We start from the raw sequence: 22,670 nt of genomic DNA on the forward strand, positions 1-22,670 counted from the left end.
TACTGAGAGGGGAAGTTTTTTTATGAATTAAAAAATCCCAAAGGATAATCCTTTGGGTATCTTTATGTATTGAATTAATATCCGTGTTTTTGGATGATTTCTTTTACCTTTTCGATTAATTCATCCCATTCTGCATCAAAATCTTTATTTACGGTAATAAAATTTTGGTAGCCAAATACATTTGCTACACCATCTAATTTCATTAAATCATTCATAATTTCATGTTCACTCGTATCTCCAGGCATTACCGAAACACTTGCAGTCCCTTCAAAAATTAGGCTTTCTGTTGTAAACTTAATAGCATTTGGATTTGGTGTTTCTTCCACACGAATACCCATAACGATCCCTCCTACATATACTTACCCTTATCATACCAAAAATACATAAAAGGCGAAAGAAAAAGGAAAAAAGGTGCTCCAATTTTAGAGCACCTTTCCATCCATTCGCTTAAAGTAACCCATTCCCATTACATAATGGTACCGTAATCACCATCACGAATGGTATGATGTTTAGGAATTTCTAAGTGAGAAATACTTGACCGACCATAGAGAGCTTCGTTAACTCAACTGTTGGTTTTGTTCCAATTGTTGCTCCAATTGCTGTAAATGTTGCTTTTCCTCTGGAGTACAGTTTGTATATGCCGCTTGGATAGCATTTTTAGCTGCTTGTTTATCTTGTTCATTTGGATTACTTGTCATAAAATTATTAACAGCATCTTTAGCTTGCTGAAATAAGTTATCGTTAGCCATTAAAACCCTCCTACAGTGTGGTTGTCAACTTCTTTTTGTTTCCGTTTTTTGTCTGTAAAATGCTGGTCTGAATGTGGTGTCTGTTGTTTCTTAGCTGGTTTGGAAGAGAAAAGTTCTTCTGTTTCTTGCTCTTTTGACTTTTTTTTCATCAGGTCAACCCCCTAAGAAAAAAGGTGAACGCTTTTTGCGCTCACCATTAGTATGGATATTGAATTATTTTTTATAAAGGTAATTTCCGGTATCGAGATTATTTCATTCATGCAAATGAATATTTAGATAAGTCTTGATAAAATTGCCAATACCATCTTCTTCATTTGTATCTGTGATATGTTTTGCAATGGACTTTAATTCATCAATACCATTTCCCATAGCAACACCAACACCAGCATAGTCAATCATTTCCAAATCATTATCTTCATCACCAAATGCAATAATTCTTTCTTTTGGTATATTATAATACTGAGCGATTTTTTGTAATCCTACTGCTTTATTCATTCCCTTTTTAACAATTTCAATGATATTCCATGGTGCTCCCCATTTACGATGTTCGATGAGCTCTGCATGTTGGTCATCTAGAAGATTTCTTAATTCATCAATATGTTCTTCACGTGGGTAAATGAGAAGGGAAGTTGGATCTTCTTTTAGTTCTTTTCGTAAACTTCCGATCTTGTAAGGTAGTTCTTCTGAGCTATGCAGGAAAATATCTAATAAGGATTTGTCATATTTATCTAAAAAAACATTATCTTGTACTTCTGCCATCAAATTATTTACAGACAAATCATAACAAGCATCAACAATATTCAAAGCTGTTTTTTGTTCAAGTGGGTTATGTGAACCTTCCCACTTTTTATCTTGTGGGTGGTGGATAAGGGCACCATTAAAATTAACCATTGGAGTTTTAAGACCAAGCTGTCTATAGTACAAGATACTTGAGCGATGTGGACGACCTGTTGCAATGACAACAACATGTCCTTGTTCTTTCGCTTTTAGTATGACATTTTTTGTATGTGAACTTATTTTCTTCTCGTTTGTTAATAATGTTCCATCTAAATCTAAAGCAATTAAATGTCTTTTCCTCTCCATTTTATTCACCTCATTTTAACCAGTTTATAAATAATTAACTAAGAAGTAAAGGGTTTTTTCTTTTCAGATGCCTTAAAAGACTATATGATAAATGGACAATAATAATTTTGAAAGAGGAGGATACTTCGTTGATTAGTGTTTCAAAAATAAAAATAGACAACATACCGTGCCTTGTAATCGTTGAAAACGAGAAGGCTATGGAACCTTTACCAATTATTACATATTTTCACGGCTTTACAAGTGCGAAAGAACATGATTTACCAATTGCCTTTTTATTAGCAGAGGAAGGTTACCGAGTAATCCTTCCAGACAGTATTCACCATGGGGAACGAGAGGGGAATATTTCTTCCCTTAAAAGACAAGTAGCATTTTGGGATATCGTCATGCAAAATGTGGAAGATTTACAAACCATCCGGGCTTATTTACAAGCTGAAAATCTTATTGAAAATGATAAATTTGGTGTTGCTGGAACGAGCATGGGTGGGATTACAACAGCTGCAGTTATGGTTAAATATCCGTGGATTGATGTGGCTGCTGTTTTAATGGGGAGTCCAAAACCATCAGAATTTGCCACATTCATGTTAGAACAATATGCAAAAACAGATAATCCAGAAATACCTCAAAAGGAAATTGATAAATTATATCAAGAACTACAATCCATTGATTTATCGAAAAATATGGAGGCATTAAATAACCGCCCATTATTATTCTGGCATGGGGATAAAGATCCGGTCGTTCCTTTTGACCACTCTTTTACTTTTTACCAAAAAGCAAGAGAAAAATATGATCGGAATAAGGACATCCATTTTATTAGGGAAAAGGGCCGGGATCATAAAGTAAGTCGATTCGCTATTTTAGAAGTAGTAAAGTGGTTTAAGAAACATCTGTAGAAACTTGGATTTGCATAAAATATGAAATTCAGTCATGATGAATCTCTATTCGTGACCAATATAGTTTTAAAAAACATTAAAATATGTTTTAATAATGATATACACAAAAAGAGGGGGATAGACATGGATGAAGCATTAAAAGAAAACTATTTAGGTGCTCTAGAAAACGTTATTGACCCAGAGTTAGGTATTGATATTGTCAACCTTGGTTTAATATATGATGTAGATATGGATGAGGAAGGTTTGTGTACAGTGACAATGACACTAACTTCCATGGGATGTCCATTAGCTGGCCATATTGAGGCAGACGTACGTCGTGCATTGGCAGATTTTCCTGAAATTAAGGAAATACAAGTTGATATCGTATGGGATCCACCATGGGGAAAAGATAAAATGTCACGTTATGCAAAAATCGCTCTCGGAATTCCAGATTGATAAAATAATTCCTTTTGAAGAGGTTCGTTCTTTTTTAGAATGAATCTCTTTTTAATTGGCTTTTTTGTATAGATACCATTACGGTAGATCTTTCACGAAGCGAATTAAAGGCTAACAAAAAAAGGCCGTGCTATATTACAGCACGGCTTCATCTATTGATTACATAAATAAAATGGCTAGGGCTCCAACAATAAAACAATAATAAGCAAAGTACTTTAAGTTTCCTTTTGCCATTATATTCATAAACCATTTTAAAGCAAAGAATGTTGCGACAAGCGAAGCAATCAATGCAATGGTATTTGGAACCCATTCAAAGTTCGCATCACCTATTATATCTGGAATACCTAAAATGGTAACTCCAAGGCTAACTGGAATATATAATAAGAAAGAGAAACGTAATGCTGTTTCCTGTTTCATTCCAAGAAGCATTGCAGCTACAATCGTTGCTCCTGAACGACTAATTCCAGGGATAAGTGCTGCTGCTTGAGCTAGTCCAACGATAAGCGCATCTTTCCATGTTAAGTCGCCATCACTTTTTCTACCACGTAAATTACGAATGATCCATAAAGCAATCCCCGTAATAATTAAGGTAAATCCAACTGTCGATGCCTTACTAATATCCCCGATTTTATCTTCAAATAAGACACCAATGACACCAGCTGGTATTGTTGCAATAACAAGATATATAATAAAGCGGAAGTCGTCTTTTGCATCTGCTTCTCGAGTAGTGATATATCGTAACCCATTTTGAATTAAACGAATAATATCGTTTCGATAAATGATTAATACAGCTATGAGTGATCCGAAGTTCACTAAAATTTCAAACGATAAACCTTCAACAACAACTCCAAATAAATCACGGAAAATGATTAAATGTCCACTGGATGAAATTGGAATTGGTTCTGTAAATCCTTGAAGCAGTCCTAAAAATAAGTATTTCATGATTGTGAGTAAATCTGTTGTAATATTCACCAGAGTCTCCTCCTTAAAAATAACATGTTTAAATAAAATGATACCTCTCAATCACTCTCTAATGGGCAAATGAATAGTCTAAGGTGAGGAGGTAATCAATATGAAAGACAATAAAGATAAAATGTATCATCTATGTAAAGACCATTTACATTCATATGTGATGGCAGAGACGAATGACGGATATAGTTTTGACGGAATCATTACAGGACTGGACGATGAATATGTTTATTTTGCTGTGCCAATAGAACAGGCCAACACACCGGAAAGAACTCCTGCAAGTGTAAATGAATTACGTCAATATGGTTACGGATATGGGGGTTATCCGGGTTATGGTTCCCCATTTTATGGTTATGGGCATCCCCCAAGAAGATTCAGGAGGTTTATTTTGCCCTTAGCAGCTTTAACAGCCATTTCATTATTGCCTTGGTATTAACCTGAAAAATAAAACATAAAGGAAAACCCTTGCCTACCAATCCAATCTCAAGAAGGCAAGGGTTTTTCATGCAAAATTTTACGGCGTTTTACTCTTGGCTATTCCCTTTTAGAATTCCGTCACCTAATACAAAAATAACAACTGCAATGATTGCAGAAATGATTAAGGAGGTATTTAGGTTGAAAGGGTCACCCGCCATACTAGTTAAAACGTAAGAAACGACTCCACCAATTAAAAGAGCCCAAATAACTGTCATTATGTAGCGCAATTTCAACACCTCGTTCATGATTTTCTCATTATCGTTCTTATAAAAACAATCATACCTTTTATAGTTTATCAGAACAAATCACAAAATGAAAGCATTTGTTAGAAAGGAAATAATATAATATAAATAGGGAGGGCTAACATGCGTATCTTTATAGAAAATTGCTTTCATTGGATTGGTTTTCATATTGTAAATAAATTATTGGAAGAAGGCTATGAAGTTGTTGGTGAAAGAAGTAAAAATAGGGGAGTAAAAGAGGAATATTTATTTGATTTTTTCGGGAGAAATGCAGCTTTTTCCCTCTCCGAATCAAAAGAGAATAATGATTATGACTGCTTTATTTCCGTAAACAAAAAAATACCCGAGTCAAATACAAAAACAATCATTCAAATTAAAAAATATAATGAAGAAGGTTTTCTTGTACAGCAAATAGAACTTATTGTATCTTTATTGGTAGGTGAATGGATGCCTATAAAAAAGGATGGTGTTCTTGTACAAAATAAGTTAATCCACTTTCATTCAAAACTTTTCACTGAGGCAATTTATATCGGTGATTTTATAAATGCTTGCATGCAATTATTAAAAAGTACAAATGTATCACCGATAATAAACATAAAGTCATGTAAAACGGGGAAAATGGAGAAGGAAAACCTTGAAAAATATATTTATATTCGTGACAATAGGTCTAAGGATGAAATCATTGAATTGTTAAAAAAACATTATCAGCGACATAAACATTTTTATGAAACTTAAAATAAACAGCTTGACAGAAAAAAAGGGGTGCAGAAATTGAAAAAAGCTATATTTATCTTCATGATAATCATCATATTGTCTAGCTGTAGTAATCCTGATCGAGGTGAACTTTATAAAGTTGGTATGATCACAGAAAAGCCAAAGAATGCATCTGCTTGGGAAATAAAAGGTTATGAAGGTCTCGAGCGAATTAAAGAAACTTATCCAGATGTGGACGTTCTTTATGAAACAAATATACAAACAGAAGAGGAAGCAGTCGATGTGATTGACCAATTTGCCAAAAAAGGGGTTAATTTACTTTTTGGGCACAGTAGTCATTTTGAAAAATATATCGTTGATCTTGCATCCCACTATCCAGATGTTCATTTTGTTTATTTTAATGGCGGATATACAAGTGACAATGTATCGAGCGTGAATATCAATTTATTCCCAATAGGATATTTTGCAGGACTTCTTGCAGGTGAAATGACCAAAACAAATGAAGTTGCCATTATTGCGGCATATGAATGGCAAACAGAAATAGAAGGCTTTTTTGAAGGGGTAAAACAGGCAAATCCTAATGGTAAGGTTCAAATTGAGTTTATTCAAGATGTTGCAGATGAAGAATTAATTGCCGAAAGCTATGAAAATTTAAAAGCAAAAAATGTGGATGTTTTTTATCCTGCAAATGATGTTTTTAGTGAGACAATTATACATAAAGCAAGCAAGGATCACCGTTATTCAATTGGATACATGATGGATCAATCTGAAATTGATTCTAGCTATGTTTTATCTAGCACTATTCTTAATGTAGATACAATTTATAAAATGACAGCTGAAAAAATGGCCAAAGGTAAATTAGAAGGAAAAATCTATTCCTTTAATCATGATAAAAAAATCATTACATTAGGTCCATACAGTGAAGAAGTTCCTCTAAATGTTCAAAGAAAGATAGATAATACATTAGAAAATTATTATTCAACAGGTCTTCTGCCATATCAAAAATAATAGTTTAATCTTGAACAATTTGTTTATATCGATTAAAATTAGTACCAAGTCATAATGTTTGATATTAATTTTTGTTTTTATAAGGAGATGTCGTTATGGGTGTTGGAGTATTAGGTGTTGGTCATTTTGCTCCTGATAAAGTAATAACGAATAAACAATTAGAGCGAATGGTTGATACGTCAGATGAGTGGATTCGCACAAGGACGGGAATTGAAGAAAGAAGAATTGCAGAAGATAGTATGGATACATCTGATATGGCTTTTGAAGCAGCAAAAATTGCTTTGGAAGATGCGAAAGTTCAGCCAGAGGAAATTGACTTAATCTTAGTAGCTACTGTTACACCAGATACACCATTTCCATCTGTTGCATGTAAGATACAAGATGATTTAGGTGCAAAAAACGCGGCAGCGATGGATTTAAGTGCAGCTTGTGCTGGATTTATGTATGGTATGATTACTGGGAAACAGTTTATTGAAACAAAAACATACAAAAACGTACTTGTTGTCGGTGTAGAAAAACTATCTAAAATTACTGATTGGTCAGATCGTAGTACTTGTGTGTTATTTGGAGATGGGGCAGGTGCCGTTGTTCTTGGAGAAGTTTCAGAGGGAAAAGGAATTCTCTCGTTTGAATTAGGAGCAGATGGTACTGGTGGAAAACATTTATATCAGAATAAAGAGCAACATATTTCCATGAATGGTCGAGAAGTATTTAAGTTTGCTGTTCGCCAAATGCCACAATCATCCATTAATGTAATTGATCAAATTGGTCTTTCCAAAGAAGATGTCGATTATTTGATCCCGCACCAAGCAAATATGCGGATTATGAATGCGGCAAGGGAACGTTTAGGTGTTTCAGAAGATAAAATGGCAAAAACCATAAAAAAATATGGAAATAATTCTTCAGCATCGATACCAATCGCCCTATCCGAAAGTGTCCAAAATGGTAAAATTAAAGACGGTGATCTTATCGTTTTAGTCGGTTTTGGTGGCGGTTTGACATGGGGTGCAGTTGCCTTACGTTGGGGAAAATAATTACTTTGAAACCTTTATATATATGAGGAGGATCAAAACGAATGAAGAACAGACGAGTTGTTGTAACAGGAATTGGAGCAATCAGCCCTGTCGGAAATAATGTGCAAACAATGTGGGGAAACCTAATTAAAGGGAAGTCCGGCATTGATTTTGTAACAAAAGTAGATAAGAATGAATTTCCTGCAAAGGTTGCAGGTGAAGTAAAAGACTTTGATATCTTACAATATCTAGAAAAAAAAGATGCTCGTAAAATGGATTTATTTACCCAATATGCAGTAGCAGCGTCTAAAATGGCTGTAGAAGATGCGAAGCTCACTATAGATGAATCAAATGCTGAAAGAGTTGGTGTCTGGATTGGTTCTGGAATTGGCGGCATGCAAACATATGAGGAACAATTTAGACGCTTCTTGAAAAAAGGATATCGTCGTGTTAGTCCATTCTTTGTTCCAATGATGATTCCTGATATGGCAGCAGGACAAGTATCCATCCAATTAGGAGCAAAAGGGATTAATTCTTGTACTGTCACCGCGTGTGCCTCTGGTGCAAATTCCATTGGAGATGCTTTTCGTGCGGTACAACGTGGGGATGCAGACTATATGATTACTGGTGGATCAGAATCTCCTATCACGAATATGGCTTTTGCAGGATTTTCTTCCATGCGTGCATTATCCTTTAATGAAGACCCAAACACTGCTAGCCGACCATTTGATAAAAATCGTGATGGTTTCGTTATGGGTGAAGGGGCCGGGATACTGATTTTAGAAACATTGGAATCTGCCTTAGAACGCCAGGCACCAATCTATGCAGAAATTGTCGGTTACGGCTCAACAGGTGACGCCTATCATATTACAGCACCAGCTGAAAATGGGGAAGGTGCTGCTCGTGCCATGAAACAAGCGCTTGAACATTCTGGATTAAAACCAGAAGATGTCGATTATATCAATGCGCATGGAACAAGTACAGACTTAAATGATAAGTATGAAACAGAAGCAATTAAATCTGTATATGGTGAACATGCATCCAAACTTGCTATTTCATCAACAAAATCAATGACAGGGCATTTACTTGGTGCTGCAGGTGGAGTGGAGTCAGTCATATCTGTAAAAGTGATTGAGGAACAAATCATACCACCAACCATTCACTATGAAACACCAGACCCTGAATGTGATTTAGACTATGTCCCAAATAAAGCCCGCAAACAAAATGTCAATGTAGTGATGAGTAATTCACTAGGTTTTGGTGGACATAATGTCGCATTACTATTTAAAAAATATCAATAAAAAGAAAGATTGGTCAATGTAAATCGACCAATCTTTTTTTTCGCAGGTTAACCGACTGTATGACCTCAACCGATTGAAGTTTCGCTTTAGTCCATCTAGAAACATCTATCTTATCATTCATGATTTCACTAGAGGTGCATAAAATAGAGTAATGGACAAGTATGGAGGAGTAATGTATGGGGTATATTTTTTTATTTCTAATCGGATTTGGTTTATCAATCACCGGAGGAATATCCATCATTGCTTATTTAAATTTTTTACCTGCTGGAGTGTCTTGGCTTGAATATTTTCAATATATTACTGGTCGTTTGGAGTGCTACTTTTTGCCCTTGGGTCTTATTTTTATGATGATTTCCATCCATCGTTTTCCCAATAAACTATGATGTAAATATCGAATAATATTCATCAAATTGGTCATAATGAATGATAACGACAGACATATTTTGTTAAATATGTTGATAAAAAAAGTCGTTGGAAAGGAATCATCTATAAAAGTGAGGGTTGAAAAAATGTTATATTTACATGATGTTTGGGTGAATTGGTTTGAAGGAGAAGAAAATGCTTATAATGTACCATTTTTCCATGAATGGCGCCGACAAGATAAAATTGAATTATTGGACCAAATTCCACTTCTTTACATAACAAAACCACTTTATGATTATATTGAAAATGATATGCATGATATACCGAAGCAATTTCTAGAAGTGATTTATCAACAAGCATATATGAGGCGAGGCATGGAAAGAAAAGTGTTAGATTACGCCTGTATTATTACAGATGGCACCGAAATTATAGCTTTTGATACTATTGGTTATGATATTCCAATTCGAAAAAGTCGGTTAATCCCAAGACAAGAACAGATGGTTTACGATATGATAAAAGATGCACGACAGGAAAACTTTCAATTTGATCCCAAAAAGTACAAAAAAGAATATCATATGTTATCTATGCACCCACAACTTGTTGTTGGGCTTACTCGTCGGGAGAAACAATTAAAACAATTACTTATGATGGCTTTAGACCAACTAAGAACAACAAATAATATCGAGGAACTACGTTATTGGCTAACAGAATGGGACCCTAAACTATATCCATCTATTCGTTTTATGGACGAACATAGAGTATGGGAGAAATTATATGATGGTGTAAAACAGGGTTGGAGTATAGCACATGAAGATTTATGTCAAAAGTTAATTAAGGGACAACCATTTTTAGAGAAGTTATGGGAATTAGAAGATGTTAGTAACACTTCCAAAAGGAATCAAAAAATCAGTGAATAGCTTTTGCTAGACACTGATTTTTTTGGTTTATTTTCTTACACGGCCAAGTCCCATTGCTTTTTTAGCTTTTTTCAGCATTTTATTTGCCGTAAAGGATGCTTTCTGTTGACCCTCATCTAATATTTCATCCAGTTCAGGTGAATTAATTAATTCATAATATCTTTTTTGAATTGGTTCAAGTACTTGAATGACGGCATTTGCGACACCTTGTTTAAAATCTCCATATCCTTTACCAGCGTATTTTTGTTCTAATGATTCTATGGATTCTCCTGTACAGCTCGAATAAATGGTTAGTAGGTTAGAAACACCGGCTTTGTTTTCCTTATCGTATTTCACAATACCCTCTGAATCTGTAACAGCACTTTTTATTTTCTTTTCGATTTTCTTCGGATCATCTAACATTGAAATAAAACCTTTTACATTCTCATCTGATTTACTCATTTTCTTTGTTGGATCTTGTAGAGACATAATGCGTGCGCCTACTTTAGGTATATGAACTTCTGGAATTGTGAAAATATCATTAAATCGATTGTTAAAGCGTTGTGCCAGATTACGGGTTAGTTCTAAATGTTGTTTCTGGTCATCTCCGACAGGAACAATATCTGTGCCGTAAAGTAAAATATCAGCTACCATCAAGGATGGGTAGGTAAATAATGCAGCAGAAACAGCTGATTTACCTTCTGATTTATCTTTAAATTGTGTCATTCTTTCTAACTCACCCATATAACTGATGGATTGCATCATCCAACCTAGCTGAGCATGTGCTGGGACTTCAGATTGAATAAATAATGTTGACTTCTCCGGATCAATTCCAGACGCCAGATAAAGTGCTGCTAATGAGCGAATATTTTTTCGTAATTTAAGGCGATCCTGTGGAACCGTAATTGCATGCTCATCCACAATACAAAAGTAGCATTCATGATCATCCTGTAATTGTTCAAATTGTCGTAATGCCCCAAGATAATTTCCAAGCGTTAATGTTCCACTCGGTTGAATTCCTGAAAAAATTGTTTTCATATGAAACCCTCCAAATATTTATTTGCTCGTTGTTATATGTGGTGATATTCCGTCTGAGCCAAATTACTTTGGGAGGATGAATATTTATTTTTATATACAAAAAAATCACCCATCCCATAAAATTAAGGGACGAATGAATCCCCGTGTGCCACCGTACCACTAAACTTTGGGTATGCTAATTCCTCATTCGTCCTGTTAAATTCCTCTAAAGCCTCAATTATAAACTTTATTATACTAGCCTCATCTTTCCCTAATTTATTAGGGTCTTTATCCCACAATGCAGATAAGAGACTGAATAGGACTATTTGATTTTGTTCTTTTACTTTCTTTTTACTTACTCTACCTCTTTCGGTTTTTAGTTCATCTTTCAATTTATTAAATTTTTCAGTAGGTACGGTGGTGATACTCATTGCCTTTTTAGCAAACTTTAAATTAATTACAATTTCCTTATTTGGCTTATACTCAATTGATTCTATCACATGTTTTAAATAATTTCTTACTTGTTTAGTTGATTGATTTTTATAAAAGATTTCAGGCTGAAGCAATAAACTTACAACCTCTTGTAACTCAACCTTTTTCATGCTCTGTTCTTCTTGTTCCTCGTTTAAATAGTTTTTCTCTTTTCTTAATTCTCTCATCTGTTTTGTTAATTCTTCACCTTGTTTTATTAGTTCCATTTTAAACTCTGGGTCTGATGCTTGACCAATACTAGAAATAATACCATCTCTGGATTCCTCAGTCTTTTTTATTTTATTATCTAATTCGTTTATTTTCTCAAGATATGCAGTATTATTTTCTAGAGCATCTTTTTGATAACTGTATAACGTCTTTAATACATTTAGTAATATAATTGCATTACCAAAGATGTCAATGATTAAATCATCAACCTTTTCACAACGTACCATTTTCTTATTACTGCAATTTTGGCCTTTACTTTTTATAGCTACATCACATTTGTAGTAATAAAACTTAGAACGCGTGCCATCCTTTTTAACTTTTCCTAATGTATAAGTGCCATTCATGGCTCTCCCACATTCGTTGCACTTCAACATACCGGAAAGTAAATATGGGCTATTTTCTCTCTGAGGATCATAATGCTTTTGTTTGGGCTTTCTATCCTGTAGCTTTTGTTGTACTTTTTCCCATGTTTCAAATGGAACAATTGGAGTGAAGTCTGGCTCTTTTCCTTCTCTATAATTTTTACTCCAATACCATTCTTCAATAGGGTTATCTGTTCTTTTCTTCTTTGTTATTCTTTTTCTCCTATTCTTAACCATATAACCTGTATAAGAAGGATTTCTTAGAATTCTCCAGATTTTTTTGCTATTAAAGAATACACCGTTATAATTGTCTTCAGTTCCTTTTTTTCGATACTTTTTTAAATCATTTTCATTTAAGATATCAGCATATTGTTTGTCCGCTAATCGTACGATTTCACTTTGGCTCTTATCCTCTTCTAAATACCACTTAAAAATGTTTCTAACCAAGTCAATTTCTTTTTTATCACCTAAACAATATTTTTTTCTCTTCTTACCGTCTATTTCAACTTCTTCTACTGAGAGTCCAATCGGAATAGGGCCACCTATATAACAGCCCATATCAACAAGTTCATTCATATTGGCTGATACTTTTGTTCTGACTTCTTCGCGCATATTCTGATCAAAAATAGACTGAATTAAATCCATCATAGTATTACTATTCCAGTCAAGGAGGTTAAGCTCCTTACTATTATTTGCAAAGAATATCTTTATTCCTTTTTCCTGCAAATCTGTAGTCATATTAATAAAATCCTTAACTACACGAGTATAGCGGCTACTATCGTAGCAGATTAGATACTTGATGTTGAATTTATCAATATCATTTAATAATTGTTGGAAAGCAGGTCTATCTTCAAAGTTTTCACTTGAAACATCTTCATCGTAATAACCTTGATTAATAAGGGTAATAGATTTCTTATCAGCAAATTCTTTAATTGCATTATACTGTTGTTGTGGGCTTATTTTATTTCCTGTTTTATCTACACTTGTTCGTATATAAGCAGCCCCTAGTTTCAATTGATATCCTCCTTTCAAACCGAATAATTCAGGTAAAAAACCTTCTGTATTAAGAGTTATAGCTACCGAAGGGTGTTTACATATGTATAAATATAAGTACGATTATAGGTCATTTATAGAATTACCCTTTTCTCTTATATACAGAATTATAACATAGACATACTATAGTCAATAATCAATTATACTACTATCCTCCTCCCTAATGAATTAACAAATCAGTATCCTGATTAGAAAGAGTGAGTTCATAAAAATGAAGAAAATGCAGAGGATGTTAAAATATAGCATGCTTTACTAAGGTATGAATCTAGACATAACCCTTGACTAAGAACGGTATATAGCCTAGTTAGGGTTTTGTTTAATCAACAAATATATTCAGCTTCCGTAACTATTCGAGTTTCTCAAAATGACAAGTTTTTTTACATATTCATTCATGTGCCCATAAAAGCGGAAATATTTTAACATCTACGTTAAAATTATAAAAAAATGTAGAGGTGAGCACAGTTGGGGAAAATAATTGAATTTGCCTGGCATAAGATTGCTATGGTTGCAATTATGTATTACTATTCGTTATGTTTTACTACCTTATGTTTGCCTTTAATTTGGTGGCACTATAGATTACAAATCACAAATTACTATATAATTTCTATTTCCACGTTACTTCTTGGTGCATTGATACTTAATACTATTCTCGCAAAGACATATCCTATAAAAGCAGATGAACTAAATAAGGGTTTTCGAAAAAAAATGATTCTAAATATATTTGTAGGTAAATTTCCTTTAGACTTATTATTCTTTACTGTCATTTTAGTTTTAACTGATAATGTAGTTCTAAGTTTGTATTTTTTGTTGTTTTTAATATCAGGCGCATATTTTTGGTTTTGTATTCTTCGGGGCTATATTTTAGCAAGAAAAAATCATAAAGGTAGTGAAATTAATAATAGTATTCCTTTGAAAGGTAAAGTGCTAGTTTTTTGTATCCCTGTTTCTTTGTTACTAGGATATTTAATATTATTATAAGATTTTTGCTTAATCACATTGAGCAAATGAAAGGGGAATGATTGTGGAAAATAGCATGAAAATGAAGCCCAAAATATCAATAGGTGATAAACTTCAGCATTTGCTAAGTATTAATGGTTTCGATACTAGTACTATTATTAGAGGAACCAATATTAATGAATCGACTTTTCAAGGTTACTTAAATAATGGAAAAAGTCCAACATTAGAGGATATAGTAAAACTGGCAAGTTTTTTTAATACTTCAATAGAATACATGATAGGAACTTCAGATTTTCTTTTGGATACCTGGGACTACGATTTCATAGAAGAGTTTCTTCAATTCTCATCAAGAAAAATAAGAGAACATTTTGAGCATAGACAGAATATAAAAGTTCCTGATGGAGATGAAGTTGATACAATTTTATTTGGAATTTTAACTTATATTGCTCTATCAAGATCCGGGAGGTCATTTGAAGATCTGAGCGATGATGAAATAAGTATTAAGAGAGAATCCTTTGTAGAGATAATATCAATTTTACATTCATGTGTCACGATGAGCAATCAAGATTGTTTTGATATAAAAGAGTTGAAATCGTTAAATAGAAATATTACAGATTATTTGTTTGGTGATTTCAGTTTTGTTAATGAGAGAATACTAAATGGCTTAGAAGATAAATTAGGAAAATCGGATGTTAATAAAATCCTATTACTAAAGGATTATATTAATCAAAATATCAGACGTAGTGAGAGGGCTCTTAAGATAATAAATGACCTGTTTGAAAACGAATGGGAGTTAGGAAGGTGAAAAAATATTACCTCATCTTTTATCTTCATTAGAACCGAGCGATATTCTAATTTAATGATTAACGTAAACGATAATGCAGTTAATGCTTTTATTCAAAATATTCGGAGAAAGTTATCTATATTAGAAAGACCTTTAATGACAGCTCGTGAAGATGGTAAAAGTTATATTTATTCAAACTTCAATCCAAAGTACGCTCAAATGGCTCTAACAATCCTTAGAACGCATTGATAACTTTTGTGCGCTTTATACAACTAAGGAGAGGAAAGAGAAAATAGTGAAAACATCTGCACAACGCTTGGGGATTACCGATAATGTCTTTGATTTAAAAGATATAATTTATCTGAGATAGTTATCTCAAAAATATTCTGAAAAACTATTTTAAGGTAAATGGAAATTTTATGTTAAAATAGTTTTAAAGATTGTGAAATATTGTTCTTAAACTAACGGGCAGGATAGTGGAAGAAGCAAATTTTCTGAAGAAGGAGATTTAATATGGCAAAGCGATGGGGATTTACGTATCTATTTTGTAACGATTTGAAGAAAATGAAGTGGTTTTACTCAGATATACTACAGTTAAACCTCATATGGGATGATGAAGGTTCGATTGCATTTAAGATTGGTGAACACCAATTAAGTATAGATTACAATGAAGATTTTAATCCACCATCAAATAAGTTTGCCATTCAACCAGGTTGGCAAGGAGGAACAGAACCTAGGATAGGTTGGTCTTTAGAGTGTGATAGAGAAGATTTTAATGACATTGTCCATTCCATATTAAGTAATCAAATACCAAGATATTTTATTGAGCCAAAATGGAAAGGGTATTGGAGTTTTCCTGTTTTAGATCCAATGAATCATACGATAGAAATTACTTGTACAGAAAAGGATCTTCACCTATAAATCTTTAAGTGAAACAAGCTGTTTAACTTATTTACATTTTTCATAAACGGGTGCTTTAGTTGAACAAGGGATAATAAATTTTATGTAAAAAAACGCTCCGAAAAGTCTGAGCGTTTTTGCTTGCTATTTATACTGTGAATTCGCTTGAGAAATGCTTGTTAAATAGTATGCGTTTAACACTCTTATTACTGTTTTTCTCCCCCGTATCTGAACCCGTTAGTATACATCATCCAATGCTTTTCTCAACTTACGTAATAGTGACTTCAAGTTTGAGATATAACGGCTTTATGTTCTTTGTCTTCTTGCATTTTAGGAGATTCTACTATGTCCCAGCCCAAATCAATAAGTTCTCCTTCATGACCTTCTAATGCTTCCTCTCGTATTGCAACACACAATAAATGAGATGGACGTGACATACCTACATATGCGAGTTTTAACATTTTCTCTTGTATTTTCTTTGGCTTTTTATGATTTCTTTTTAAATAATCAATAATTTTGCTTTCATCAAATTCATAACCGTAAGAAAATGTTTCTAAATATAATGTAGCCGTATGGGTTTCACCTTTGACACCATGAATTGTATCAATATTAATTAGTACATTTTCTCCATTGTCGGAAATATATTGGTAATTACTTTGTTTCTGAAAAATTTCTTCCTTTTTTAATTCGGCATTAGAACCATTAAAATCAGTATTGAAAAAACTAGAAAACATTTCTTCTGATACTGTCACATTAAAATGTGGTAGTAACTCATTACATAAAAAATCCCTAATGTCCGTTTCTATGTTAATACCTGAATGTATTTTTAATGTCCATTCTGTTATTAATTTCTCAATACGAATAAATCCTTCTTGTGAGTTACGGTCGAGATAATCAATTAGACTTTTTTCTGTAAAGTAGCGAGATTCTATTTTTATATTTAGATGTCGTAAAAAGTTTAAAAAGCATTTAATGAGTATTTCTCTATAGTCGTTTGCTGATATAGAGTTTAGATCATTTAAAAGACTTATATATTCGTGAAAAGTATTTGCTTTCTCAGAAGGAGACTTTTCTCTTTTTTTGAACGATGGATAGTAACTAGGAATTACTATTTTTTCACTATCACTGTTAAATGTAACTCTGCCTATGGCTTTAAATGTTCTATTACCCTCTTGTGTTAGTTCGTTTTTAACAATTAATTCTCCAAAGATGGGAAGAACACCATTAATATTTTCCTTATTGAATTTTATAATAGTAGGTCTTAATTCACGAATGGTTTCATTGCCTTTTAAATCTTGTGGGCTAACACACATGGTTTTAATTGAATTTGCGATTGACTGTGAAAATCTTAAACTATTGTCCAATGAGAGGTGCTCTTCTTGTATAAAGTTTTCCGCTTCATTTGAACTATTACCCTCATATATTGCTTGATTGCGATCACCATAGTATTGGGTAACAACCTTGTCGGTATCAAACAGACTCTGAATAATTAATTGTTGATCATATGATGTGTCTTGCATTTCATCGATAAACAAATACTTAAATCTAGCAGAGAATAATCTTTTAATCTCAGGAAATGTTTTAATATATTCTTGTGCTATAGCTAATGCCTCTTGGAATGTTAAAATGCCCCCATGAAGTAATCTTTTTTTAAGCGAGGATAGAATTTTATATGTATCAGTTTCCTTTCTATATATCTGCTCTAATGGCGTACTACCCCACATTATAACTAAGTTATCTTCATGATAGTCCAAGCGTAATTGAGTATGTACAGGGGAGTACGCAGCTCTCTTAATAATATTAACTCTGTATCTTTTATTAACTTTATTAAATTCTTTATAAAATTCATTTTTGTAATACTCATTGTCAATGATATGTATATCTTTTTTAAAAAAGTATTGATAAGCAGGGATTGCTAAATACCTATTTACAAAAGATTGTATAGTTGAGAAATTATTTGGGTAATTAAATAACCTGGAATTAAGATTACCTATTTTATCTTTTATTTCATCAATTGCAACGTTAGTATGTGTGAGAACACAAATCCCCTTATTATTTTTTAATGGTAATTTTCTTTCTAATATTAATAGTTTTGCTAAAAGGGTAGTTGTCTTACCACTTCCGGGACATGCTAAAATATCTTTTGATGTTAAACATTTAATAACTTGTCTTCTTTGTTCATCAAAACTTGAACCATGCGGAAGAAGTACTTCTTCGGCCCATTTAATATCTTCATCAGTTATATTATGCATTATTCAGTCACCTCACTAATTCCTGCAGCATATTTAATTGCGTTAATGATATATTCTAACATCGGATCAGAGAGTATTTGTGTTTTAATGGAATCGGGGTTATCTTTAAATTTCTCCAGTAAAATATCGGAAAGACACTGTGCAATTATTGCTTTAGAAACTTTATCATTTTTCTTTGTTACGATATTTTCATAAATTTCATATGCAATACGTTCGGTTGAATAGTTTTTGATTCTGCAGCTTTGGATATATTTAGTTATATCTTCTTCAACTTGTTCCTTTTTATTAACAGTAAGCCCTATAGTATCGCTGTTCTGAATTTTTTTTGCCCATAGTACCGCTTTAAGTAAGTCCTCTTGAAAAGAACTCCTTGCAAAGTCATGTTCTAATGTCCATATTGGAGAAATGAATGCTTTTACATTTTGTGAATTTAATCTGGTTGTTATCAAATTCCTTTTTTCTTCAATTTGTCCTGGGGAAGGGCTAATTAAATTATCTTTTTCATCGATGAGTGGTTTAACATCCAAATCTGTCACACAAGAAACCGGAATGTTTATTGTTCCATGTTCGGGGTTAGCTCTAATGAAGATTCGTGAATACCGCAGAAATGCCGTACTTCCAACGTTAAGAACGGTTATACCATTTTTAGATAAAGGGATCCCTATTATTTTTGCGATTGTTGGAATTAATATATTCTCTGCATCACCTTCAACCATAATAACTCCCTGTGCAAAAAATAAATCTGCTTTTGTAGAATCTAAGAACCTTTCTAAGAACAAATAATCTCCTTTCAAAAGTCTAGTTTGATTGGGATTAAGAGAGAATACTTTATCATCTTGACATATAAACATAGTTTCTAATGGTATTTTTGAAGCTAATGATGTACTATGCGTAGTGAGTATTATTTGTATGTCACTCTCATCTGAGCGTTTTTGAAGGAATTCAATTAACCTCATTTGTGCTTGGGTATGTAAATGTGCCTCAATTTCCTCTATGAGTGCCAATTTTAGTCCTTCATATTCTTTTTGTTGAAGAGATAGTAATTCTGTCGCAATAAATAGTATGTTGTGTGAACCTAAGCCAGGTTTTGTATCTTCAAGATTTAACTGTAGCCGTTCTAAAATGCTTTTTAACTTAATATCAGAAATATTGAAGCGCGATTTTAAAATATTTCTATTACTAGAGAAGTTTTCGAGATACTCATTAATATCCTTTAGTATTTGTGCACCAGTGTTTTCTTTAGTAAAGTCATCTTTAACAGTTTCATCTTCTGTCTCTTCCTTTTCTTTCTCAATAAAATAGTCCATTATCCTAGCATTAGCATCTTGAATAGCATTCACCAATTCATGTTCTTCTTCATTTTCAAATGCTGAATGATTTATAAGTACCTGCGAAAGTCTTGAGTTTCTTCTAGATGTCATTTCAATTTCTGCATCTCTAAGTGGTTTGAGATAGGTGGTTTTTAATAGATTTCTAGCTTCACCGTTTAAATACTTACCTGTATTAGTTCCTCCAGCTGTTACATCGTAGTATATTTTCTTATTCTTTCTTTTAGCAGAAAAAATAACTTTTAGACTGTATGTTGTTGTTTCTTCATCTTTTTCAATTTTTAGCCACTCTAAAAAGTTTTTTGCTTCGTCAACTGAAAAACCTTTGAATACACAAATAATCTCAATTTCAGTTGCTCTTTCTTCCTCCCTTGCTCCCTTTGTCAAATGGAAGTCTTCTGTATCAAGTCTGACATAGTCATTATTATGTGTAGAAAGGGCAAATTTAATGGCATCAACAATTGTACTCTTTCCTGAATCATTCTCCCCAACAAGTACATTTAAGTGTTGATTAAATTTTAAGTTTAGTCCAGGATTTCCGTATTTACGAAAGTTTTTGATATAAAGTTCTGACAAATACATTTGATCGATCACTCCCCGATGAGATAATATTAACTTCATAATTATTTGCTTAACCGTTTATTAATCTTTCAAAAATATTATTATGTTATTGACAGAATATCACAATCTAAAAATTATTACATAAATTGTTGAGAATTCATTGAATGATGATCCCAATGAGTGATAAATAAAATAATTGGATTATGGTTTAATGAAGGCAGTCCATCAAAAAAATAAAACTGCCCTCAGTTTATAGAGGCAGTTTTATTTTTAATTCAAGACGTGACATTAAATAATTGGTAAGTCACTGTAAAGCAAGTCGTCCAGGACGTTAGGTTGTTTAATTCTATTGATTAAATAGTTTAGATTTATATCTACTTTTGAAGACTTTTCTATGGTTTTAATCAGTTGTACACAATCTTCTATAAATTTATCCCAAGTAAAATTTTTTAGATCTTTGAAATCAAGCAATATGTATAATATAAGCGAAGTATATGAATCAAAATATAAAAATTCATTTTTTCCCTTTCTATATTTATAGCATTCCTCCTGATAATTCCACTCTACTATACATTCAATCATTTTATTTCCATTGCTAACTTTAAAATTAAATCTATGATTATAATTACAAGTATATTTTCTAGTTATAAACGGTTCTTTAAAGTTACCTTTTATAGTTCCAATAACTAATGCTTCAACTTCTGGAACTGTTATGTTGTTAAGAAAATCGTAATATGCGAATTCTGTATAAAGATAATCGGTATCGATATGCATATTCAATAAATTCTTATCAGATACTTCAATATCTAAATTAAAATAATTAATAACATCCGCAATTCTGACAGCAGGATTTACTTGATAAGTATCAGTATTCTGGTCGAACCTATTCTTTCTATTTTCTGGATTTAGTAATTGTACCTCGGTTTCTGAAGTGATAATATCTTTATCAGTATCCGAAGTAGTCTTATAATAGTATCGTTGGAAATTCCTTATTTCCTCACAAAACTGTGTGTAAAAATCGTATTCTGTAATTGTCAAAGACTCTTCTAATAGAAACATTATCAAATCGTAGAAATATGTATATCCGTATTTGGCATTATTAAAAATGATATAAATTCCTTTTTTGCTATCACTCCATTTAAACGAATAAGAGAATTCATGAGTGTCATTATATATGTGAAAATCATATGAGTGAGATAAACTCTCTAGAGTTTTTTCATTTAGCACAGTGGAAATGTCGTTATTTTCTTCAGATCTTAAATAGTCTTTGAAACTGATTCCACTGTTAAAAGGGGACTCATCGTATAAATAATAGAGGTCTAGCAATTTGAGAATATTCAAGATAACGTTTTCTACATTTTTGTCACCCCTTCTAATATTTTCTTTAGTAAGGGTAAAATGTGGAGATATGAAGTCATTTGGGAAACTGTTTCCTATACTTCTGTACATCCAATTTTCATCTAACCAAAATAGAATTTCCCCGTTCTGAACTTCCGTAAGAAGTTGCCTTAATTCCTTAACCCTATTCAAAGTCACCATCCATTTGTTCTTGCATAATTTTTCTTCATGATTTGTCATAATCATCAACCTCCTTTAAGTATGTGGTAGGCTGATTATAATTTGTATTGTGATTGATTTTTATGATTGTTATGGTAATGCCCTACAATCTATTTATAAAACAAAAAAATAATATAATCAAATCTATAGAGTACTAATTTTTAACGATTGTAATGGAATCATTTAGCTCAACTATATAATCATACGATCCATTATATAAATTTGATTTAAAAGGCAATTTACCCCCAAATTTTAGGGTGTTTTAAAGAGTTGTCCACCCCAGCATGGAAATATTATCATGAAAAACTTCTTACGAAAGAGGGAGTGGATTTGAACAGAAGAATTGAAGCAGGAACTGTCTATTCTGAAGAAAAATTGAATATGAAAAAATGTGACCAATTAATCTCAGCTTTAAAATGAAGAGTTTCTTTAAAGAAAGTAATAATGTAGTAATGTTAGTGAGAGAAGTCTAGAAGGCTGACAGAGGGAGGTTTAAAAAGTCGCTTGCTAGGTTTTATATTCTGTAGTTCTACAATACTTGCAAAAGAATGGATAAAAAACAAGGGATGATACTTGTTATAGATAAGTTAATAGTGTATATAATTTTACTCAAGAAAGGAAGATTTTATTGGAAAATTTCAAGAATCGGGTACTACAAGAAGACAATTTGGTTTACTCATTTTTTAACGATTACAACATAGTCGTTTCTAAAGAAATTGGTTATGGATGGATGGGGAAAAGTTCATCCGTACCGCTATATTTTGTAATGATCGAAAAGGATAATGATTCAGCAGTACGACAAGAATTACTTCATTTAAGGGTTTTTACAAGTATTGGTCAAACAATAAGGTACTTGGCAGTTATCTTACAAGACTATGTTTTCGATGAAAGATTAATAGAAAACATAATTAAAGCCACAAATACACTTGAATTTGTACAAGTAAGCTAGGGATACTCCCTTGCTTACTCTTTTTTTGATAAATATAAGTGAGTAGGAATCAACATTATCCTGTATTTTAGAACTTGGTAATAAAAGTAATAGATACTTTAAAAAATCTTG

General features: G+C 32.5%; 24 protein-coding genes and 1 pseudogene. 14 read left to right on the forward strand and 11 right to left on the reverse strand.

Annotated features, from left to right (window positions below; genetic code table 11):
- Positions 1-74 precede the first annotated feature (74 nt).
- The 4 genes from FHP05_RS10060 to FHP05_RS10070 all read right to left on the reverse strand — a co-directional run bounded on the left by FHP05_RS10060 (position 75) and on the right by FHP05_RS10070 (position 1,832).
- Positions 75-338, reverse strand: coding sequence for a NifU N-terminal domain-containing protein (locus tag FHP05_RS10060; protein WP_147667868.1), 264 nt, complete (start codon positions 336-338; stop codon positions 75-77).
- 219 nt (positions 339-557) lie between these two features.
- Positions 558-749 (reverse strand): DUF3813 domain-containing protein, encoded by a 192-nt coding sequence (locus tag FHP05_RS10065; protein WP_147667870.1) that lies wholly within the window; start codon positions 747-749, stop codon positions 558-560.
- A complete protein-coding gene (locus FHP05_RS15375) occupies positions 749-898 on the reverse strand; it encodes a hypothetical protein (protein WP_191126318.1) in 150 nt (49 codons plus the stop codon). The genes FHP05_RS10065 and FHP05_RS15375 overlap by 1 nt, the downstream gene beginning before the upstream one ends.
- Before the next feature lie 103 nt (positions 899-1,001).
- Positions 1,002-1,832 carry a Cof-type HAD-IIB family hydrolase gene (locus tag FHP05_RS10070; RefSeq protein WP_147667872.1) on the reverse strand — a complete coding sequence of 277 codons (831 nt, stop codon included), beginning with the start codon at positions 1,830-1,832 and terminating at the stop codon, positions 1,002-1,004.
- A 128-nt stretch (positions 1,833-1,960) separates the two neighbouring features.
- Here FHP05_RS10070 and FHP05_RS10075 point away from each other — a divergent pair, with 128 nt between their 5' ends.
- Positions 1,961-2,722 carry a prolyl oligopeptidase family serine peptidase gene (locus FHP05_RS10075; protein ID WP_147667874.1) on the forward strand — a complete coding sequence of 254 codons (762 nt, stop codon included), beginning with the start codon at positions 1,961-1,963 and terminating at the stop codon, positions 2,720-2,722.
- A 123-nt stretch (positions 2,723-2,845) separates the two neighbouring features.
- Positions 2,846-3,157, forward strand: coding sequence for a metal-sulfur cluster assembly factor (locus FHP05_RS10080; RefSeq protein ID WP_147667876.1), 312 nt, complete (start codon positions 2,846-2,848; stop codon positions 3,155-3,157).
- A gap of 159 nt (positions 3,158-3,316) precedes the next feature.
- On the opposite strand, the gene FHP05_RS10085 is transcribed toward FHP05_RS10080, so the two are convergent.
- The gene (locus FHP05_RS10085; RefSeq protein ID WP_147668011.1) at positions 3,317-4,099 is read right to left on the reverse strand and encodes an undecaprenyl-diphosphate phosphatase; all 783 of its coding nucleotides are present in this window, start codon (positions 4,097-4,099) and stop codon (positions 3,317-3,319) included.
- Positions 4,100-4,229: 130 nt separating this feature from the next.
- Between FHP05_RS10085 and FHP05_RS10090 the strand changes: the two genes are divergently transcribed.
- Complete coding sequence (locus tag FHP05_RS10090) at positions 4,230-4,562, forward strand: hypothetical protein (RefSeq protein WP_147667878.1); 333 nt, start codon at positions 4,230-4,232, stop codon at positions 4,560-4,562.
- Positions 4,563-4,650: 88 nt separating this feature from the next.
- Here the strand turns inward: FHP05_RS10090 and FHP05_RS10095 are convergent, their stop codons facing one another.
- Positions 4,651-4,830 carry a DUF2929 family protein gene (locus FHP05_RS10095; protein ID WP_191126319.1) on the reverse strand — a complete coding sequence of 60 codons (180 nt, stop codon included), beginning with the start codon at positions 4,828-4,830 and terminating at the stop codon, positions 4,651-4,653.
- A 138-nt stretch (positions 4,831-4,968) separates the two neighbouring features.
- Between FHP05_RS10095 and FHP05_RS10100 the strand changes: the two genes are divergently transcribed.
- The 6 genes from FHP05_RS10100 (at position 4,969) to FHP05_RS10125 (ending at position 10,161) form a co-directional block, all read left to right on the forward strand.
- Positions 4,969-5,580: a Rossmann-fold NAD(P)-binding domain-containing protein gene (locus tag FHP05_RS10100; RefSeq protein WP_147667880.1), complete on the forward strand. Its 612-nt coding sequence runs from the start codon at positions 4,969-4,971 to the stop codon at positions 5,578-5,580.
- Positions 5,581-5,616: 36 nt separating this feature from the next.
- Positions 5,617-6,567: a BMP family ABC transporter substrate-binding protein gene (locus tag FHP05_RS10105; protein ID WP_147667882.1), complete on the forward strand. Its 951-nt coding sequence runs from the start codon at positions 5,617-5,619 to the stop codon at positions 6,565-6,567.
- Between the two features lie 95 nt (positions 6,568-6,662).
- The gene (locus FHP05_RS10110; RefSeq protein WP_147667884.1) at positions 6,663-7,601 is read left to right on the forward strand and encodes a beta-ketoacyl-ACP synthase III; all 939 of its coding nucleotides are present in this window, start codon (positions 6,663-6,665) and stop codon (positions 7,599-7,601) included.
- Between the two features lie 41 nt (positions 7,602-7,642).
- Entirely contained in the window at positions 7,643-8,881 is a 1,239-nt protein-coding gene (fabF, locus tag FHP05_RS10115) for a beta-ketoacyl-ACP synthase II (RefSeq protein ID WP_147667886.1), read from the forward strand.
- A gap of 176 nt (positions 8,882-9,057) precedes the next feature.
- Positions 9,058-9,264 carry a hypothetical protein gene (locus tag FHP05_RS10120; protein WP_147667888.1) on the forward strand — a complete coding sequence of 69 codons (207 nt, stop codon included), beginning with the start codon at positions 9,058-9,060 and terminating at the stop codon, positions 9,262-9,264.
- Positions 9,265-9,390: 126 nt separating this feature from the next.
- On the forward strand, positions 9,391-10,161 hold the full coding sequence (locus FHP05_RS10125; RefSeq protein WP_147667890.1) for a YjbA family protein: 771 nt from the start codon (positions 9,391-9,393) through the stop codon (positions 10,159-10,161).
- 27 nt (positions 10,162-10,188) lie between these two features.
- Here the strand turns inward: FHP05_RS10125 and trpS are convergent, their stop codons facing one another.
- Both trpS and FHP05_RS10135 read right to left on the reverse strand, forming a co-directional pair.
- The gene (gene trpS, locus FHP05_RS10130) at positions 10,189-11,178 is read right to left on the reverse strand and encodes a tryptophan--tRNA ligase (RefSeq protein WP_147667892.1); all 990 of its coding nucleotides are present in this window, start codon (positions 11,176-11,178) and stop codon (positions 10,189-10,191) included.
- A 122-nt stretch (positions 11,179-11,300) separates the two neighbouring features.
- Positions 11,301-13,232: a recombinase family protein gene (locus tag FHP05_RS10135; RefSeq protein WP_147667894.1), complete on the reverse strand. Its 1,932-nt coding sequence runs from the start codon at positions 13,230-13,232 to the stop codon at positions 11,301-11,303.
- A 501-nt stretch (positions 13,233-13,733) separates the two neighbouring features.
- Between FHP05_RS10135 and FHP05_RS10140 the strand changes: the two genes are divergently transcribed.
- The 4 genes and pseudogenes from FHP05_RS10140 to FHP05_RS10155 all read left to right on the forward strand — a co-directional run bounded on the left by FHP05_RS10140 (position 13,734) and on the right by FHP05_RS10155 (position 15,933).
- Positions 13,734-14,249, forward strand: a complete 516-nt coding sequence (locus FHP05_RS10140; protein WP_147667896.1) for a hypothetical protein — start codon at positions 13,734-13,736, stop codon at positions 14,247-14,249.
- A 43-nt stretch (positions 14,250-14,292) separates the two neighbouring features.
- Complete coding sequence (locus FHP05_RS10145) at positions 14,293-15,033, forward strand: helix-turn-helix domain-containing protein (protein WP_147667898.1); 741 nt, start codon at positions 14,293-14,295, stop codon at positions 15,031-15,033.
- Between the two features lie 19 nt (positions 15,034-15,052).
- Positions 15,053-15,382, forward strand: a pseudogene (locus tag FHP05_RS15705) (insertion element protein); the annotation flags it as partial.
- A gap of 143 nt (positions 15,383-15,525) precedes the next feature.
- A complete protein-coding gene (locus FHP05_RS10155; protein WP_147667900.1) occupies positions 15,526-15,933 on the forward strand; it encodes a VOC family protein in 408 nt (135 codons plus the stop codon).
- Between the two features lie 263 nt (positions 15,934-16,196).
- Here FHP05_RS10155 and FHP05_RS10160 read toward each other — a convergent pair whose 3' ends face one another.
- From FHP05_RS10160 to FHP05_RS10170, 3 genes are all read right to left on the reverse strand, one after another.
- The gene (locus tag FHP05_RS10160; protein WP_147667902.1) at positions 16,197-18,164 is read right to left on the reverse strand and encodes a UvrD-helicase domain-containing protein; all 1,968 of its coding nucleotides are present in this window, start codon (positions 18,162-18,164) and stop codon (positions 16,197-16,199) included.
- Complete coding sequence (locus FHP05_RS10165; RefSeq protein WP_191126320.1) at positions 18,164-20,074, reverse strand: ATP-dependent nuclease; 1,911 nt, start codon at positions 20,072-20,074, stop codon at positions 18,164-18,166. Before FHP05_RS10165 ends, FHP05_RS10160 begins: the two co-directional genes overlap by 1 nt.
- 267 nt (positions 20,075-20,341) lie before the next feature.
- Entirely contained in the window at positions 20,342-21,631 is a 1,290-nt protein-coding gene (locus FHP05_RS10170) for a hypothetical protein (RefSeq protein WP_147667906.1), read from the reverse strand.
- Between the two features lie 607 nt (positions 21,632-22,238).
- On the opposite strand from FHP05_RS10170, the gene FHP05_RS10175 reads away from it, so the two are divergent.
- A complete protein-coding gene (locus tag FHP05_RS10175; protein WP_147667908.1) occupies positions 22,239-22,559 on the forward strand; it encodes a hypothetical protein in 321 nt (106 codons plus the stop codon).
- Positions 22,560-22,670: the final 111 nt, after the last annotated feature.

It is taken from the genome of Cerasibacillus terrae, assembly GCF_008039555.1.
Lineage (GTDB): Bacteria > Bacillota > Bacilli > Bacillales > Amphibacillaceae > Cerasibacillus > Cerasibacillus terrae.